The sequence below is a fragment of the Flammeovirga sp. EKP202 genome, assembly GCF_014534745.1.
In the GTDB taxonomy this organism is placed as follows: domain Bacteria; phylum Bacteroidota; class Bacteroidia; order Cytophagales; family Flammeovirgaceae; genus Flammeovirga.
On sequence record NZ_JACVVP010000063.1, the window covers coordinates 1 to 16,378 of the forward strand.

Annotated in this window: 11 protein-coding genes; 3 read left to right on the plus strand and 8 right to left on the minus strand. The window is 35.6% G+C overall.

The window, feature by feature from the left end; genetic code table 11:
- Window positions 1-160: 160 nt before the first annotated feature.
- Together IC221_RS25345 and IC221_RS25350 are read right to left on the minus strand one after the other, a co-directional pair.
- On the minus strand, window positions 161-1,834 hold the full coding sequence (locus IC221_RS25345) for an alkaline phosphatase family protein (protein WP_188171634.1): 1,674 nt from the start codon (window positions 1,832-1,834) through the stop codon (window positions 161-163).
- Window positions 1,835-1,864: 30 nt separating this feature from the next.
- Complete coding sequence (locus IC221_RS25350) at window positions 1,865-2,614, minus strand: DUF2490 domain-containing protein (RefSeq protein WP_188171635.1); 750 nt, start codon at window positions 2,612-2,614, stop codon at window positions 1,865-1,867.
- A 153-nt stretch (window positions 2,615-2,767) separates the two neighbouring features.
- Here IC221_RS25350 and IC221_RS25355 point away from each other — a divergent pair, with 153 nt between their 5' ends.
- On the plus strand, window positions 2,768-3,733 hold the full coding sequence (locus IC221_RS25355; protein WP_188171636.1) for a helix-turn-helix transcriptional regulator: 966 nt from the start codon (window positions 2,768-2,770) through the stop codon (window positions 3,731-3,733).
- A 26-nt stretch (window positions 3,734-3,759) separates the two neighbouring features.
- On the opposite strand, the gene IC221_RS25360 is transcribed toward IC221_RS25355, so the two are convergent.
- Window positions 3,760-4,371 carry a uridine kinase gene (locus IC221_RS25360; RefSeq protein WP_188171637.1) on the minus strand — a complete coding sequence of 204 codons (612 nt, stop codon included), beginning with the start codon at window positions 4,369-4,371 and terminating at the stop codon, window positions 3,760-3,762.
- A 79-nt stretch (window positions 4,372-4,450) separates the two neighbouring features.
- A complete protein-coding gene (locus IC221_RS25365) occupies window positions 4,451-6,697 on the minus strand; it encodes a S46 family peptidase (protein WP_188171638.1) in 2,247 nt (748 codons plus the stop codon).
- A 209-nt stretch (window positions 6,698-6,906) separates the two neighbouring features.
- Between IC221_RS25365 and IC221_RS25370 the strand changes: the two genes are divergently transcribed.
- Window positions 6,907-8,541, plus strand: coding sequence for a lipopolysaccharide assembly protein LapB (locus tag IC221_RS25370; RefSeq protein ID WP_188171639.1), 1,635 nt, complete (start codon window positions 6,907-6,909; stop codon window positions 8,539-8,541).
- A 174-nt stretch (window positions 8,542-8,715) separates the two neighbouring features.
- On the opposite strand, the gene IC221_RS25375 is transcribed toward IC221_RS25370, so the two are convergent.
- The 3 genes from IC221_RS25375 to rpsO all read right to left on the minus strand — a co-directional run bounded on the left by IC221_RS25375 (window position 8,716) and on the right by rpsO (window position 12,659).
- A complete protein-coding gene (locus IC221_RS25375) occupies window positions 8,716-9,579 on the minus strand; it encodes an RNA polymerase sigma factor RpoD/SigA (protein ID WP_044207596.1) in 864 nt (287 codons plus the stop codon).
- Window positions 9,580-9,791: 212 nt separating this feature from the next.
- On the minus strand, window positions 9,792-12,080 hold the full coding sequence (pnp, locus tag IC221_RS25380) for a polyribonucleotide nucleotidyltransferase (RefSeq protein WP_188171640.1): 2,289 nt from the start codon (window positions 12,078-12,080) through the stop codon (window positions 9,792-9,794).
- Between the two features lie 306 nt (window positions 12,081-12,386).
- Window positions 12,387-12,659 carry a 30S ribosomal protein S15 gene (gene rpsO / locus IC221_RS25385; protein ID WP_044207600.1) on the minus strand — a complete coding sequence of 91 codons (273 nt, stop codon included), beginning with the start codon at window positions 12,657-12,659 and terminating at the stop codon, window positions 12,387-12,389.
- A 274-nt stretch (window positions 12,660-12,933) separates the two neighbouring features.
- Here rpsO and IC221_RS25390 point away from each other — a divergent pair, with 274 nt between their 5' ends.
- A complete protein-coding gene (locus IC221_RS25390) occupies window positions 12,934-14,343 on the plus strand; it encodes a hypothetical protein (RefSeq protein WP_188171641.1) in 1,410 nt (469 codons plus the stop codon).
- A gap of 421 nt (window positions 14,344-14,764) precedes the next feature.
- Here the strand turns inward: IC221_RS25390 and nhaC are convergent, their stop codons facing one another.
- A complete protein-coding gene (gene nhaC, locus IC221_RS25395) occupies window positions 14,765-16,222 on the minus strand; it encodes a Na+/H+ antiporter NhaC (protein ID WP_188171642.1) in 1,458 nt (485 codons plus the stop codon).
- Between the last annotated feature and the right edge of the window lie 156 nt (window positions 16,223-16,378).

Below are 16,378 nucleotides of genomic sequence, written 5' to 3' on the forward strand. Positions count from 1 at the left end.
AAAAACAGCTTAATTTAGCATCCTTATATTTATACTTTTACCATTCGCAAATTTTTGGTGAGCGAAAGGTCAGTTAAGTAAATAGTTTAGAGCACCTACTCCTAAATTTCGTTTAGGAATAGGTGCTCTTTCAATAATTAAAGGTTAACAAAAACTGAATTTACTGGGTGTTTAACACTTCTTCCAAAGGCTGTCCTTCTGCCCCTGAAGGCTCTAAAATCTTTAGATATTTTGATAGCGTAATGGCGATATCAATTGTTGAAATTTCAGAATAAACCATTTTTTTCTCCAAGTGATTTCCAACAAATACTACGGGAACTGAAGTATCATAGCTCCAAGGCGATCCATGATTGACTAAAGCTATATCTCCGTTTACTGTAAAACTCCAATTCGGTTCGTTGATTATATAAATATCTCCAGAACGTTTCGGGTGATAATTATTCAATACTCGTCTTGTAATTGGTGTATCTGCTAAATTTCCCATGGCCACATCCGTGCTCGTATAGGCATAAGCAATTCCATCAATTCTTGTCAGTTCCTCTGCAATTACTTTAGATACTTCGCCTAGATCTAATCCTTTTTCTTTGATGAGTTTTCGATCTAAATAGACATAAGGTACGTAATTAAGCTTGATGACTTCTTTACCAATACCAAATTGCTTTTTCAACTTTAAATCAATTTCAGTAAGATCAAGTTGGCTAATATCTAATACATCTACTGGGAAGCCTTTTGCTTTTAAAGATTGTGCTGATTCAGGAGCTCCATGGTCTGATGATAAAACAATCAAGGTATTTTCTAAGCCTACTTTTTGATCAATAAATTGAAATAAATTGGCTAAGTTCTGATCTAATCGAATTAAATTATCTTCACTTTCTAAACTGTTAGGTCCAAATAGATGACCGATATAATCTGTACTTGATAAACTGATACTCAAATAATCTGTCACATCATCTTGACCTATATTTTCTTCAACTATCAATTGCTTTGCAAAGTCCACTGTAAGTTCATCCACTACCGGACTCGCCATCAACAGAGTATAATAATACTTACTATCGCCATACGGATGTGGAAACACTTTTCCGTAACCTATATCTTCAGGGTTTTCAAAAGGGCGGTCGTCTTCCTCTCCAAATCTATACGTTTTGATGTCATTCATAAGCTTCCAGAAGTCATTTTTATATTGGTCTGCTTTCTTGTTTCCGTTCCATTTGCTTACCCATTTCGGAAATTCATCATAATAAAAGGTACTTGATGTAAACGCTCCATCTTTTGTGCTGTACCAAAAGGCTTTCCCATTATGCCCTGCCATAGATACAGCACCTCTGTCTTTGCCAGATACTGCAAATATTTTTGATTGAGGACCATAAGCACTTGCCATTTCATCACTAAATGTGGTGGTAAGAATATTATGTGGCGACCTTCCTTCCGATTTTGATACTTGAGAATGATCTACTTCTGATGCTTGATCTCTACTACTTTTCCCTCCCGTTGCATCGTACGCATTATCTTCAATATTATAGACCAAGCGATCCTCTTCATAATCAAACCATGCATTACTTATCATACCATGTGAAGATGGGTAAGCTCCCGTAGAAAGTGTTATGTGACCTACAATTGTTTCTGTATTAGCATGGGGATGATGTGCATTAGCATACCATACTCCGCTATCTAATAGATATTTGAAGCCACCTTCTGTCCATCGGTCTTGAATGCTGAACGGCATATCACCTCTTAATTGATCTACCGTAATCTGAAGAACTAACTTTGGTTTTGTTTGTGCAAAAGAAAAGCTTACACATAAAGACATAATAAAAAGTGTAATGATTGTTTTCATAATTAATAATGAAATTTGGTATAGGAAAAATTAGTTGATTTTAAAGAAAACTTTGGCTTGATAAATAATATCGTTTGTAGAAAAATTTTCTGTAATTGTATCTCTTGAATAATGATAACCGGCTCTCATTTCTACTCCCCATTTCGGTGTTAGAATAGCACCAATTCCAGCACTTGTTCTTACCACATCATTGAATTGTTTTACTCCAATAAGGTTCCAGAAAAATTCAATAGACATTGGAAAGTAAATACCTTTAGCCTCTGGGAGTAAATCTCCTTGTAACCTAAAATTAAGGTCGAATAAATAACGAAAACGCATTCCGAAATTATTGTCCCATTGTTTTGTATTCATCTCAAAACGCTCCTCCAATTTTAGTGAATGTCTTAATCTAAATCGCTTCCAGTTTGGCCAATCTAAAGCATAACCTTGGTAGGGTCTTAATTCAAGTTTATTTTCAAGTACTTTATTATCAGTATAAAATACAGCTAACCCTCCTGACAAAGACTCTTTGTATTTTAACTTCTTAAACATTATTTTAGGTAAAGTGATCTCAACTCCAGGGTTGATATAATATCTATTCCATGCTTTCGGTGAAACAGTTCTATAGCCTAAATCACTGACAATATTCATGTTGTCACTTAAACTATAAGTAACTTTATAACTTGTCCATAACTGTTGGGTAAGATTTTCAGATTTTTCAAAATCTTGTGCTTTCACCTGTAAAACCAAGGAATAGAAGATGACAAAGAGTGCTACTTTTAATATACTTTTAAGTGTCATAACCGATGAAAATAGATGTTGAGAAGATCTCCCTAAAGGAAGAGTTGTTGAATAATTCTTAATGTGATGTTTTTTAAAAACATATTATCTCAAACGTCGTTTCCTTAGGTATATATGCTATGATAATTCAAAAAAATAACCAAAAACAGGAATATGGATTTTATTATTGAAGCAGGGAATGCAAGTGTAATCTCTAAAAAATTATGTGACGATTATGGTGTTGAAGAAAATTATGGAATCGTAGAAGTCAATTCACCTGAATTGAACATATTCTATTTAACATTAGCTTTTGAAATAGGTGTAGAAATTAGCATTGCAAAAGGACGTGCAACTGAAAATGTACATCTCATAAGAAAGGCTAATAAATACAATGATATCATTCCATTGGTTTTTTCAAATATGCCCGCCTATCATTCTGGCAGAAATAAAACGCCATTAAATAACAACACTTCATCTTTTGAAATCTCATGGTCTAATACGAAAGATGAAACATATATAGACATTCCAAAAGGAGAAGATTTTGTGATTATCACTTTTTATATCAATAGAATTAATTTCAGTGAATTGCAGGATAGTAGACTTTCAGTAATGCGTGATTTACTTGACAGTGATACTCCTTTTACTTTTTACCACTTCTGTCCTCATAAAATTCAAGTTCTACTAAAGCAAATTGTGGATTTAGAGGGAGATTATGATTGGATGGAATTGATGATAAAATGTTATGGGTATAATATTTTAGCGGAGTTTTTATTGCTCATCAAAAAAGTAGATACAGAACAGCATACTCACTATCATCAGCTTCAATTACAAAGAGTATTGGATATTAAAAAATATATTCTTAAAAACCTTGATGAGGAATTGTCCTTAAAACACCTTTCTGAACAATTTTTCATTTCAGAAAGTAGTATTCAAAAAGATTTCAAAAGGGTTTACGATCAAACTCCCCATCAGTTTATTAAGGAAGAGCGATTAGAAAAAGCAAAAGACCTTCTTCAAAATTCGTCTTTTGCAATCAATCAAATTGCATTTATGCTTCGCTATAAAAACCCCTCTCATTTTTCATCAAGCATTAAGAAAAAGTTTGGGTTGCTTCCTAAATCATTGAGGGCGGTTAATTAACCAATAGAATAGCAATAAAACATTCTTCATTCCCCATCATTCAACACAAAAAAATCTGCTCTCTTTTTAGGTTGGTCATGCTCAAAATGTAATTCTTGTGCAGGAAAATAGGTAGTGTAATAATCTTCTTTCAATTCCTCTTTGGATAAACCTTCTTGATTTCTTTCCAACGCACGTTGAAAGGCAGTCTCAAAACTACATTCAATCCAAATTCGATAATCAAAATCAAACTGTTCCTGAAAGAGAAAAATACCTTCTACCAATATGATCTCAACATCCTTGATCTGATAATGAAAATCTACAAGGTCTTCACTATTGTCTGGGGCGGAATGTTGGGCAATAAAATCAACATTACCCGTTTGCTTTAAGGGTTTCAGCAACTGCTCATTCATCTCCTTAAAACGAAAAGAGTTTTGATAAAAATGCTGTGCTGGATTTTCTTTTGAAAAACGACGGGAAGGCTGTTCTAACCACCCATCAATCCCTATTAATTCACATTTCACTCCTCTGGATGTTAATCCATCAAATAATTTCTGACCTATATATCCTTTTCCAGAACCGTCGATTCCAGAGATTCCGACCATAAGCGGTTGGTGATATTTTGCTTTTTGTTGAAGGGTGTAGAGTAAGTTATCCATTGTATATCCTTTTTATAAATGTAAAAAGGTTGGCCTGTATAATACAAACCAACCTTTCCATTAAATGCTACATTTAGAATTAATACTTTGCAGGCATTAATTCTTCGTAAGCTTTTCCTTTTCCTTTCTTACCTCCAACAATTGTCATTTCATCTACAATATTTTTCGCTCCATATACTTTATCAATTGTCCAAAGTACATAACGAACGTCTACATTGATACAACGTTGTAATTTTGGTTCGAAAGCAATATCACCACTCATTGCTTCCCAGTTACCATCAAAGGCTAAACCGATTAATTCACCGTTACCGTTGATTACAGGAGAACCTGAGTTACCACCAGTGATATCGTTATTAGTGATGAATGCAATACGCAACTCACCATTTTGATCTGCATATCTACCAAAGTCTTTGTTGACTACTTTTTCTTTGATTTCTTTTGGTAAAACAAATTCATGGTTTTTAGGATCTTCTTTTTCTAATAAACCTTTTGAAGTAGTATAATAAGCATAGAACATTGCGTCACCAGGAATGTAATCTTTTACAGTACCGTAAGTCAAACGCATTGTAGAGTTAGCATTTGGATAGTATGATTTATTAGGATTCATTTCACGAATACCTTTCACATATAATCTGTTACCATCTTCAACTTTCATCTCAGCTTCTTGTTCACCTTGTGCTACTGCTAGGTAAGATTGGAAGAATTCGTTGTGCAATTGCGTTAGCATATCTTCCTCATAAATAGTTGCAGAAGGATCATTGATAAATGCTTCCATACGTTCTTGGTCAGAGAAAACAGATGTAGTAAATGCTTTTTCTACATATGCTTCATAATCACCATTGAACTCTCTTTCAATTAACTCATAAACTGAAGGAACAGGAAGGTTTTTATTTTCAGAACGACCAAGTACCTCTTTGTATTTCTTTAATAACACTACTGCTAACTCTTTGTCTGTAGCATAGTCGTAATCTTTGAAGAAACCTTTTGCTTGCTCTAAAGCACTTGCTTTAGCGTCTTTAATTACTGATTCAGAAACTTCTTCAGCAGAAACTTCACCCACAAAACGAGCTGCTTTTCTTGCTTGCATTACTGCTTCTATACGGAAACCACCTTGTGTTAAAAGAACTAGTGCTACACGGCCATCTCTTTTGCCTTCATAACCGTCTTTTAACATGTCAGTTACTTCACCATATTCTTTTTTACGTTCAGTATCTTGAGCAATCCAAGTGTTGAATTTACTTTCCTCTGCTTGTTTTTTCTCAATTACATGCTGACGTTTCAAACCTTTAGTTTGACCAATAAAGTATTTCCAATAGTTGGCTGTACTCGCATATTTTGAAGCGTACTGTAATCTTACTTTTGGATCAGCATCCATATGCTTTCTCCAAGTTTTTAAGATCGCATCACGCATTTCAACAAATAATGGGTTGAATACTTCAATTTGTTGTTTTACACCTTCAGAAGTTAAATAACGGTCTGTTGATCCAGGGTAACCCATAATCATTGCAAAGTCGTCTTTTTTAACACCGTTGATAGAAACAGGTAAGTGGTGTTTAGGAGTGTAAGGGATGTTATCTTCAGAGTATTTAGCAGGCTTATTATCTTTGCTCGCATAAACACGGAAAATAGAGAAGTCACCAGTGTGTCTTGGCCACATCCAGTTGTCAGTGTCACCACCAAACTTACCTACAGCTTCTGGAGGGTTACCTACCAAACGGATGTCATCATAACGCTCATAAACGAACATATAGAATTCGTTTCCTTCAAAGAAAGATTTAACAACTACTTCATAGCTATCGTTGTTCAGTTCACCTTCTTTTTCAGCTTTGATTCCAGCCATTACTTCTTGTGCTTTTTTAGCTCTTTCAGCACCAGAAAGACCTTCTAGCTCTTTATTTACCTTTTCAGATACATCATCCATACGTTGTAAGAAACGTACAAATAATCCATCAATTGGCTTTTCTTCGTCGTGACTTTTTGCAAAGAAACCATTCGTTAAGTAATCGTTTTCAACAGTACTTACCGATTGAATTCCTCCATAACCACAGTGATGGTTTGTGAAAATCAAACCTTTGTCAGATACGATTTCACCTGTACAAAATCCACCAAAGTGAACGATTGCATCCTTGAGAGAGCTGTTATTGACACTATAGATCTCTTCAGCTGTAAGCTTGAGACCTTCTTTTTTCATGTCTGTGTAGTTCAGACGCGAAACAAACATTGGCAACCACATTCCTTCATCTAGTTGCTTTTTTGGACCTAAATCAGAGGCAATTACCTGTGATGATAGTATCAAAACAAGTAAAACTTGAATCCATTTTTTCATTATTCTCGTATGGTTAGTAAATATTCTTAATTATTCTATTGCAATTCTACCAAAATCATTTAACAAATCACATTAGGACCAAGATTTGCATTAAGATAAAGTACTCTTAATCTCTTAGTTTAAGATAGATTAACTTAAATTTATAAAAGTATTCGTATCAATACGAATACTCCGGTAGAACATGTATAAATAAATACTTGTCTTTTATTATGACGAAAATTATCAAATACTTATTTTCTAGCGTCGTCTTTTTTATCTTCCTATCCTCTAATAGTTTTGCTCAAAATTTTAATACGTACTTTGCAGAAGGGAAAGCGGCATTTGACCAGAAAAATTACAATAAAGCAATTCAAAAATTTCAAACAGCCAGAAGTGTCGGTGTTGAAACCATCGGAGATACACACCCTGACTATATGCTTAACATCGAATTCTTAGCGAAATCTTATGAAGCTCAAAAAGACTTAGGGAACGCCAATATCTATTATACCTCTCTTGAAAAATTATTAGTAAAATCAGGAAATGCTGTCTCTAAAAGAATGGGAGATACGCAACAGGCTATTGCAGATAATAGCTTGTACATGAAGAATTTTCCTCAAGCTGATGTATATTATCAAAAAGCGTTAATCACTAGAGAAAAAACAAGTGGTAAGGCATCGAAGGGTTATGCTATCACTTATCATAAATATGCTAGATTGTACTTGAGGGGCCGTAAATACAAAGAAGCTGATGCAATGTATAGAAACCTTGAAGACCTAGCAGGTAAAACATTAAAAGGTACGGATGAATACGCTCAGATTCTTTCTGAACAAGCTGAGGTTTTTATGGGCTTAAAAAGAATTGATGAGGCTTCTATACAGCTGAGCATGTCGATTGCAGCTTATGAAAAGCTAAAGGCTCCAAAATCAACCTATGTACAGCTTTATCTTCAAGAGGCTTCTTTGTTAGAAAAAACAGGCCAACAAAGTGCAGCTATTCAATCTTACTATAAGTATATTGATAATTTAGCGAAGGCCATAACAATCAAAAACCCGAAGTATATCACGGAGGTAGAACGCTTGGCTATTCATTTGGATGAAAAACTTAACTCTCCAAAAGATGCCTATAACTTTATCAAAAAGAAACTTGCTGCTAATATTGCCACACATACAGAAAACAGTACACATGTGGCTGCTACCTATGTGGAATTAGCAGAAATTGAAATTACTCAAAATAACATCCCATTAGCGGAACAATATTCTAAAAAGGCTTTGGCTACCTATCAAAAACTAGGGAAAGAAAAGTCTCCAGAAGGAATTGTAGCCACTATCACATTGGCAAGAGTCAATAGCAAGCAAAAGAAAGAAGCTGAAGCGGAGAAGCTCTATCAAAAAGCAATTACTGATGCTGAACAGCATTTATCGGATAAGCATACAAGCTACGGACAAGCTTTGGATAGTTTAGCCTTCTTTTATATTGAAAGAAAAAGGTTTGAAGATGCGGAAGCAGAAATACTCAAAGGTCTTGAGACAAGAGAGAAAAATATGGGTAAACAACATATTGATTATGGAAACTCTCTTTATAGCTTGTCTAGATTATATTCATCACAAGACAGTTTAGTAAAAGCTGAAAAGGCACTGAAAAGCGTAGCAAAAGTTAGAGAAGGCTATTATGGAGCTTTGACCCTAGAGCATGTGACTTGCATTAAAGAGTTAGGAGACCTTTATGCTAAAATGGGCGAAGAACAAAAAGCTAATGCTTTAAAATCTTATCGAAGAGCAATTTCACTTTACGAAGGTATTGGTATGAAAGATAGCCCTGTTGTTAAGGATATTTATATGAAAATTGATGAAATCAATGCTCAGTAATAAAGTTCACGCTTTTACTTATTAAGTGAGTTAGAGCTTTTTCTTACAAGAACAGAAACTTATAGAAAAAGAGTTTTTTGAGAATAGCACATTTATTTTAATTTTATAAAAAGGGTCAGTTAAATGAATAACTGACCCTTTTTATATGGTTACATTAAAAGAACTTACTTTTGACTATCCTAAGTAAGGTTTTAATGCTTTACTTCTTGATGTATGACGTAGACGTCTGATGGCTTTTTCTTTAATTTGACGCACACGTTCACGCGTTAAATTAAATTTCTCTCCAATTTCTTCTAATGTCATTGAATGCTCTCCGTTTAATCCGAAGTATAAAGTAATTACATCTGCCTCACGTTTTGTTAACGTTGAAAGGGCACGTTGAACTTCTTTACGTAAAGAGTCATTCATCAACTCTGTATCTGGCTTTTCCTCCATGTCGTTTTCCAACACGTCGTAAAGGTTATTTTCTTCACCTTGTACGAAAGGGGCATCCATAGATACGTGGCGACCAGAAATTTTCATTGTATCTACAACTTCGTTTGTAGTTACATCTAAAACTTCTGCCAGTTCGTCTGGAGATGGTTCACGTTCATAACGTTGTTCCAATTCAGAGAAAGTCTTTGAAATCTTGTTCAATGAACCTACTCTGTTCAATGGTAAACGTACGATACGTGATTGTTCTGCTAATGCCTGAAGGATAGATTGTCTAATCCACCATACTGCATAAGAGATAAACTTAAAACCACGAGTCTCGTCGAAACGTTGGGCAGCTTTAATCAAACCCAAGTTACCTTCGTTGATCAAGTCACCTAAAGAAAGTCCCTGATTCTGATACTGCTTAGCTACAGAAACTACGAAACGTAAGTTGGCTTTCGTTAATTTCTCCAATGCAATTTGATCGCCCTCACGAATTTGCTTTGCAAGAGTTACTTCTTCATCAGGTGTTAGCAGGTCAACCTTACCGATTTCTTGTAAGTATTTGTCCAGCGACTGTGACTCCCTGTTCGTGATCTGTTTACTGATCTTGAGTTGTCTCATCCGTTCTTTTTTGCCATTGTTAAGATTTTCCCAAAAGTATTCTTATAAGATAAGGAATTTCTTGAGAAAATATTTATAATCAGGAATTTATCACTACAAATATTGTGCAGTTCATAAATTCACTACATAATTGACTAAAAAAAGACATATAAAGTTTAGCAAATACTCAAAATAAATCTTAAGTATTCACTAAACTGTCTTTTAATAAGTTATTATCTTCTGTTGTAACCACCACGGTCACCTCTATCGCCTCTATCTCTGCGGTCACCGCGATCACCACCACGGTTAAAACCACCTCTTCTATCACCACCACGGTCATTACGATCTCTTCTCTCACGTGGAGGAGGAGGAGTATAACCTTCAGGCATTGGTAATAAAGCCTTACGAGATAATTTGAATTTACCTGTCTTAGGATCGATTTCAAGTAACTTGATATCAACTTTGTCACCTACTTTCAAGATGCTTTCCACATTGTCAGTACGCTCCCAAGCGATCTCTGAGATGTGTAATAAACCTTCTTTACCAGGCATAAATTCAACGAATGCACCGAATGGCTGTAATGATTTTACAGTACCAGGGTAAGTTTCACCTACTTCAGGTTGAGCTACGATAGCTTTTACTCTATCTACAGCACCGTCCATTGCTACTTTATCAACAGCAAAGAAACTTACTTGACCTTGGTTTTCTACTTCTTCGATAACGATAGTTGCACCAGTGTCTTTTTGGATCTCTTGGATCACTTTACCACCTGGTCCAATTACTGCACCGATTAAGTCTTGAGGAATCATCATCACAAAACTACGTGGAGCGTGTGGTTTCAAGTCATCTCTTGAAGTTGAGATTACTTCATCCATTACTTCACGAATGTGAGCTCTACCTCTGTTAGCTTGTTCTAAAGCTTGCTTCAATACCTCATATGGAAGACCATCAACTTTGATATCCATTTGACATGCTGTAATACCTTTTTCAGTACCTGTTACTTTGAAGTCCATATCACCTAAGTGATCCTCATCGCCTAAGATATCTGATAAGATCGCATATTTTAATTCACCTGTATCAGGATCGTTTTCTGAGATCATACCCATTGCGATACCTGATACAGTACCCGTGATATTCACACCTGCATCCATAAGTGCTAATGAACCTGCACAAACTGTTGCCATTGATGACGAACCGTTTGATTCTAAGATATCAGAAACGATACGGATAGTGTATGGGTTTTCATTTTCAGGAGGAAGAACTCTTTGTAAAGCTCTATGACCTAAGTTACCGTGACCTACTTCTCTACGTCCAGGACCTCTGTTTGGTCTTACTTCACCAGTTGAGAAACCAGGGAAGTTGTAGTGAAGAATGAACTTGCTAGAGCTAGACTCCATTGCTGAATCTAACATTTGTTCGTCCATTTTAGTTCCCAAAGTAACCGTAGTCAATGATTGAGTTTCACCACGAGTGAACAAAGCAGAACCGTGCGCTGAAGGCAATACATCTACCTCAGGAACGATTGGTCTTACTTCCTCTAAATCACGACCGTCTAAACGATTCTTCGTGTTTAATACTAAATCACGAGAAGCTTTCTTCTCACATTTAGCTACATAACGCTTGATAAGCGGTAACTTCTCTTCAGTTTCTTCATCTTCTGGTAAAGCCTCGAAGTATGCTTTTTTCACTTCAGTGAAAGCCGCCTTACGCTCTGACTTACCTTTGATACCTTGAGCTGCTACTGCATATAATTTATCATAAAGAGCAGTGAAAACTTCTTCTTTTAAAGCTTCGTCTTCAACGTCACCTACAAACTCTCTGTATTCAGTAACGCCAACTGCTTCTCTTAATTCTACTTGAATTGCACACTGAGTTTTGATAGCCTCATGACCTACTTTAATCGCTTCGATCATTTCATCTTCACCCACTTCTTGCATTTCACCCTCTACCATTGTGATGTTTTCAGCAGTAGCACCGATCATTAGATCTAGTGTACAACCTTCCATCTGTGCTGGAGTTGGGTTAACGATGTACTCACCGTTAGTATCTTTGATTACTCTAACTTCTGAGATAGGGCCATCAAAAGGAATGTCTGTGATTGATAATGCTGCAGATGCTGCTAATGCCACCAATGCGTCTGGCAAAGCGTCTTTATCTGCTGAGATCATAGAAATCATGATCTGAGTGTCATGATAATAGTCAGAAGGGAATAATGGACGGATAGCTCTATCCACTAAACGAGAGATTAAGATTTCACGATCACTTAAACGTCCTTCTCTTTTTAAGAAACCTCCTGGAATCTTACCTGCAGACGCAAATTTTTCTTGATAATCTACTGAAAGTGGCAAAAAGTCAGCACCCTCTCTTTTCTCTGGGTTAGAAACAACAGTTGCTAATAGCATTGTATTTCCCATGCGCAAAACGATCGATCCGTCTGCTTGTCTTGCCATTCTACCTGTTTCTAATGAAATCTCACGTCCGTCAGGAAGGGCAACTGTTTTTTTAATCACGTTTTCAAACATCGTGTTGTTGTGTTTTTAATATTTTCTTCAAACAAAGCAGATATTTAAGGACCTAGTCCTATCTGCATTCATACTAGGATTGCTGTAAAGATTTGTTGAAATTACTTTAGTCCAAGTACTTTAATTAGAGCCAGTAAAAGCGAACTTTTGCCAACCCCAAAAATTAGTGATTTTTTATGGATAAATCACTTCTTGCCAGTCTTTTATTTCAATAAATTATTCAAAATAAAAGGCAATGTATAAATACACAAAAAGGGAATTCCAGATTTTGGAATCCCCTGAGTGGTATTTTTACACCAGAAAGAATTACTTTCTGATACCAAGTTCTTTGATAATCGCTCTGTAACGGTTGATGTCTTTTTTAGCTACATAGTCAAGCATAGAACGACGCTTACCTACTAACTTCATCAAACCACGACGAGATGAGTGATCTTTTTTGTTCGATTTTAAGTGCTCCGTTAAGTGTTGGATACGCTTAGTGAACAATGCGATTTGAGCTTCTGGTGAACCAGTGTCTCCTTCACCTTTACCGTATGAAGTAAAGATCTCTTTTTTGTACTCAGGGCTTAAATAATCCATAAAACCACAAATTAGTTTTGCGAAAAACTTGAATTTCACGTTACAATATCCTTTTGACAGCGATGACGCGTGCCGAATAATGCTCCCCTCAATTCGTAGTTACTTCGAGTGTTACATAAAATTTTCAGGGTGCAAAACTAAGTATATTTTGTAAAAAATCCGAATAATATTCAACATAACAGTATTCATTAACGAAAAATTACAATATTCGCACTATACGGGCAGACCTTATGTCTCCCTAATGAAATAATGATGACAATAATAGGAGTTCACCATGGGAAATAGATCTGAAAATCTACCGAAAAAATTTACTGAACGTCTTCAAGGACAAATTTCTGCTGAGGACTTTGATGCTTTCAAGGAAGCTATTGATGGACAGGTACCTGTATCTTACAGAACCAACCCTTTTAAGCCTGCAGAGATTACATTTTCAGATACCACTCCGGTGCCATGGTGCGACGAAGCTCAATATATAGCCAAGCGTCCATCGTTTGCTGAGGATCCTTTGATTTTTGCAGGTGCTTATTATGTACAAGAGGCTTCTTCTATGTTCCTTTGGAAAGCACTAAAACAACATGCTCCATTAGAAAAAGACCTTAGAGTATTGGATTTATGTGCTGCTCCAGGTGGAAAAAGTACATTGATCAATTCTCTTCTGACACCTAAGAGTGTTTTAGTATCGAACGAAATCGTAGGCAAAAGATCCCTGCCATTAATTGACAACCTTGTAAGATGGGGAAACCCTAATACATTAGTAACAGGTAATTACGCTGAAAGCTTTGCTCCATTAAGAGAATACTTTGATGTAGTAGTGACAGACGCTCCATGTTCAGGAGAAGGCATGTTTAGAAAAGACCCTAAAGCCTCTGAACTTTGGTCAACGTCTTTAGTAGATTCTTGTGCTTCTATCCAAGAGAGTATTGTGGATCATATCCCTCATGCCTTAAAGGCGGGTGGCTTATATATTTATAGTACATGTACTTTCGCTCCTCAAGAAAACGAGGAACGTTTAGCTCAAATTCTAGAATCAGATGAGTTTGAACCATTAGAAATCGATATTGATCCTTCTTGGGGAATCAGTACCATAGAAGTGGAAAGAAATGGGGTTAAAGCCATCGGTTACCGCTTTATTTTCCATAAGACAAAAGGAGAGGGATTATTCCTAACCGCTTTCAGAAAGAAAGGGGAACCTTCTATCCATCAAAAATTCAGTGTTTCTCCTAAAAAGATGAAATCTGTCTTTATGGTGAAAAAGAGAGAGTCAGAAGAATTAAGAAAATGGTTGGAAAGCGGAAAAGATTTTGAATTCTACCAAGACGGAGAAGATGTATACGCTATTCCGTCTCATATGGTACAAGATTTCAAAATCATGAAAGTCACTCAAAAACTCCGTCATCAAGGTATTAAAATGGGACGCTTCAATAAAAAGAATGGTCAACTGATTCCAGATCACGAATTAGCTGTTTCAAATATTGTTGCTTCCAATATTCCTACATTGGATGTTGAATATAGAGACGCTATTGATTTCTTGAAAAAACAGGAAATGAGCGTTAAAACTATTCCTGGTGTAAAAGGTTGGGCCATCATCAAATATAAAGGACTTGCCTTAGGTTGGGTGAAAGTATTGCCAAACCGTTTGAATAATTATTATCCTTCGGAACTGAGATTGAGGAAGGATGTTTAAATCATATATACATCTGATAATTAACCATTGAAATATAAAAAGGGTGAAAAGTTTATTTGACTTTTCACCCTTTTTATTTCTGTAAAAAATACAGAAGTGTATAAAAACAAAAAAAGCTAGCTGAAGCAGCGAGCTCTTTCCTGTTAAACCTAATTTTATTAACCCATTATCAATCAAAAATCTTTATGTTTTTTAATCTTTAATGTCTTATCTGATGTAAATGTAATAAAAAGTTTATAAATACAAACGGATTCTTTAAAATATTATTTACAATTATTAAATAAATACCATTTTAAACCCTAAAATGGTGTTAAAATGGTAACTATTAGATGTGTCAAATGTTTAAAAAAGTGATTTTTAGAAAAAAAAAGAGCACCACCCGTTTTGGTAGTACTCTTTGAAGAAAAGAGAAGGGAACTTTCTAAGCTTCCACTTCTTCTTTTGTTGAAAGTCGCTTGATCTTGATTTTTAATGCTGCGAACAATACTGTCATGATCGGACTTAATAAGTTGAAGAAGCAATACGGAATGTAAGCCCATGTAGCCACACCTAATACCGTAGACTGTGCTACGCCACAAGTGTTCCATGGTACTAATACTGATGTTACCGTTGCTGTATCTTCTAATGTTCTACTTAAGTTCTCTGGTGCTAATCCTTTTTCTTTAAAAGCTTCTGCATACATTTTACCTGGTACTACAATAGACAGGTACTGATCAGAAGCTGTAATATTAAAGAATACACAAGTGGATGCAGCTGAAGCAAATAATCCTGTTTCGCTTGTTACTTTAGAAATAATAGTTTCTGTAATTTTTGTCAGCATACCACTGATTTCCATTGCTCCACCAAATGCCATCGCTACTAAAATCAACCAAATCGTATTCAACATACCTACCATGCCACTTGATGAAAGTAATTCTGAAACGATTGTGTTATCTGATGAGATGGATACACCTTCGTACATTGACTTCATTAAGACTAAGTAAGATCCTTTCCAATCTCCTGCTAAATCTCCTGCTAAAAGATCAACAATTTGTGGTTGTGCTATTAATCCTACAACTGCTCCTGCCAATGAACCAATTAATAAGGCTGGCAAAGCTGGTACTTTCTTTACAATCAAGAAAACAACCAATGCAGGTACAACAAATAAGAAAGGAGAGATATTGAATGATGCTTCCAAAGCTGTCAATACTTCATGAACGTCAGCTTGTGAAACTGTTGATTCGTAACCAAAACCAATGATTAAAAATAAAATCGAAGCAATCGTAAATGACGGTACTGTTGTAAGCGTCATGTATTTGATATGCGTGAATAAGTCAGTGCCTGCTACTGCTGGAGCAAGGTTTGTCGTATCTGATAACGGAGACATTTTATCTCCAAAATAAGCACCACTGATAATAGCACCTGCTACTAGACCTTCAGACATTCCTAGTGTTTTACCAATTCCCAATAGTGCTAAACCTACTGTGGCAATGGTAGACCATGAACTACCTGTTGCAACCGAAACGATAGCACAAATAATAATGGTAGCAAATAAGAAAATAGAAGGGTTTAAGATTTTTAATCCGTAATAAACCATTGCAGGAACGATACCTCCCAAAAGCCAAGTACCTGCAAGTGCACCAATCATTAATAAGATCAAAATAGATGGCATGGCTGAGCCAATACTATCCACAATTCCATCCATTAGTACATCCCAAGTTACTTTTAATCTAAATATAGCTACAATCGCTACTACAGCCGTAGCGAGCATTAATACAACTTGATTAGAGCCTGATAATCCATCGTCTTTGAAAATTAAGACATTGACGGATAGCATAATAATTAAAAAAAGAATTGGTATAATAGATTCTAAAAATGATGGTTTTCTCTGTCCATTCATAGTATTCATAGTTTCAAAATAGGCACGTATTGCCTTTAGTCCTCGTTTATATGTATGGTAAAGCTACTAAAAAGGGATGCAAATACAACAGTTTAGAACAGTAGTATTTGCATCCCTTAAGTATTAATTGTATAACTTATGTTATTTTCTGACTAA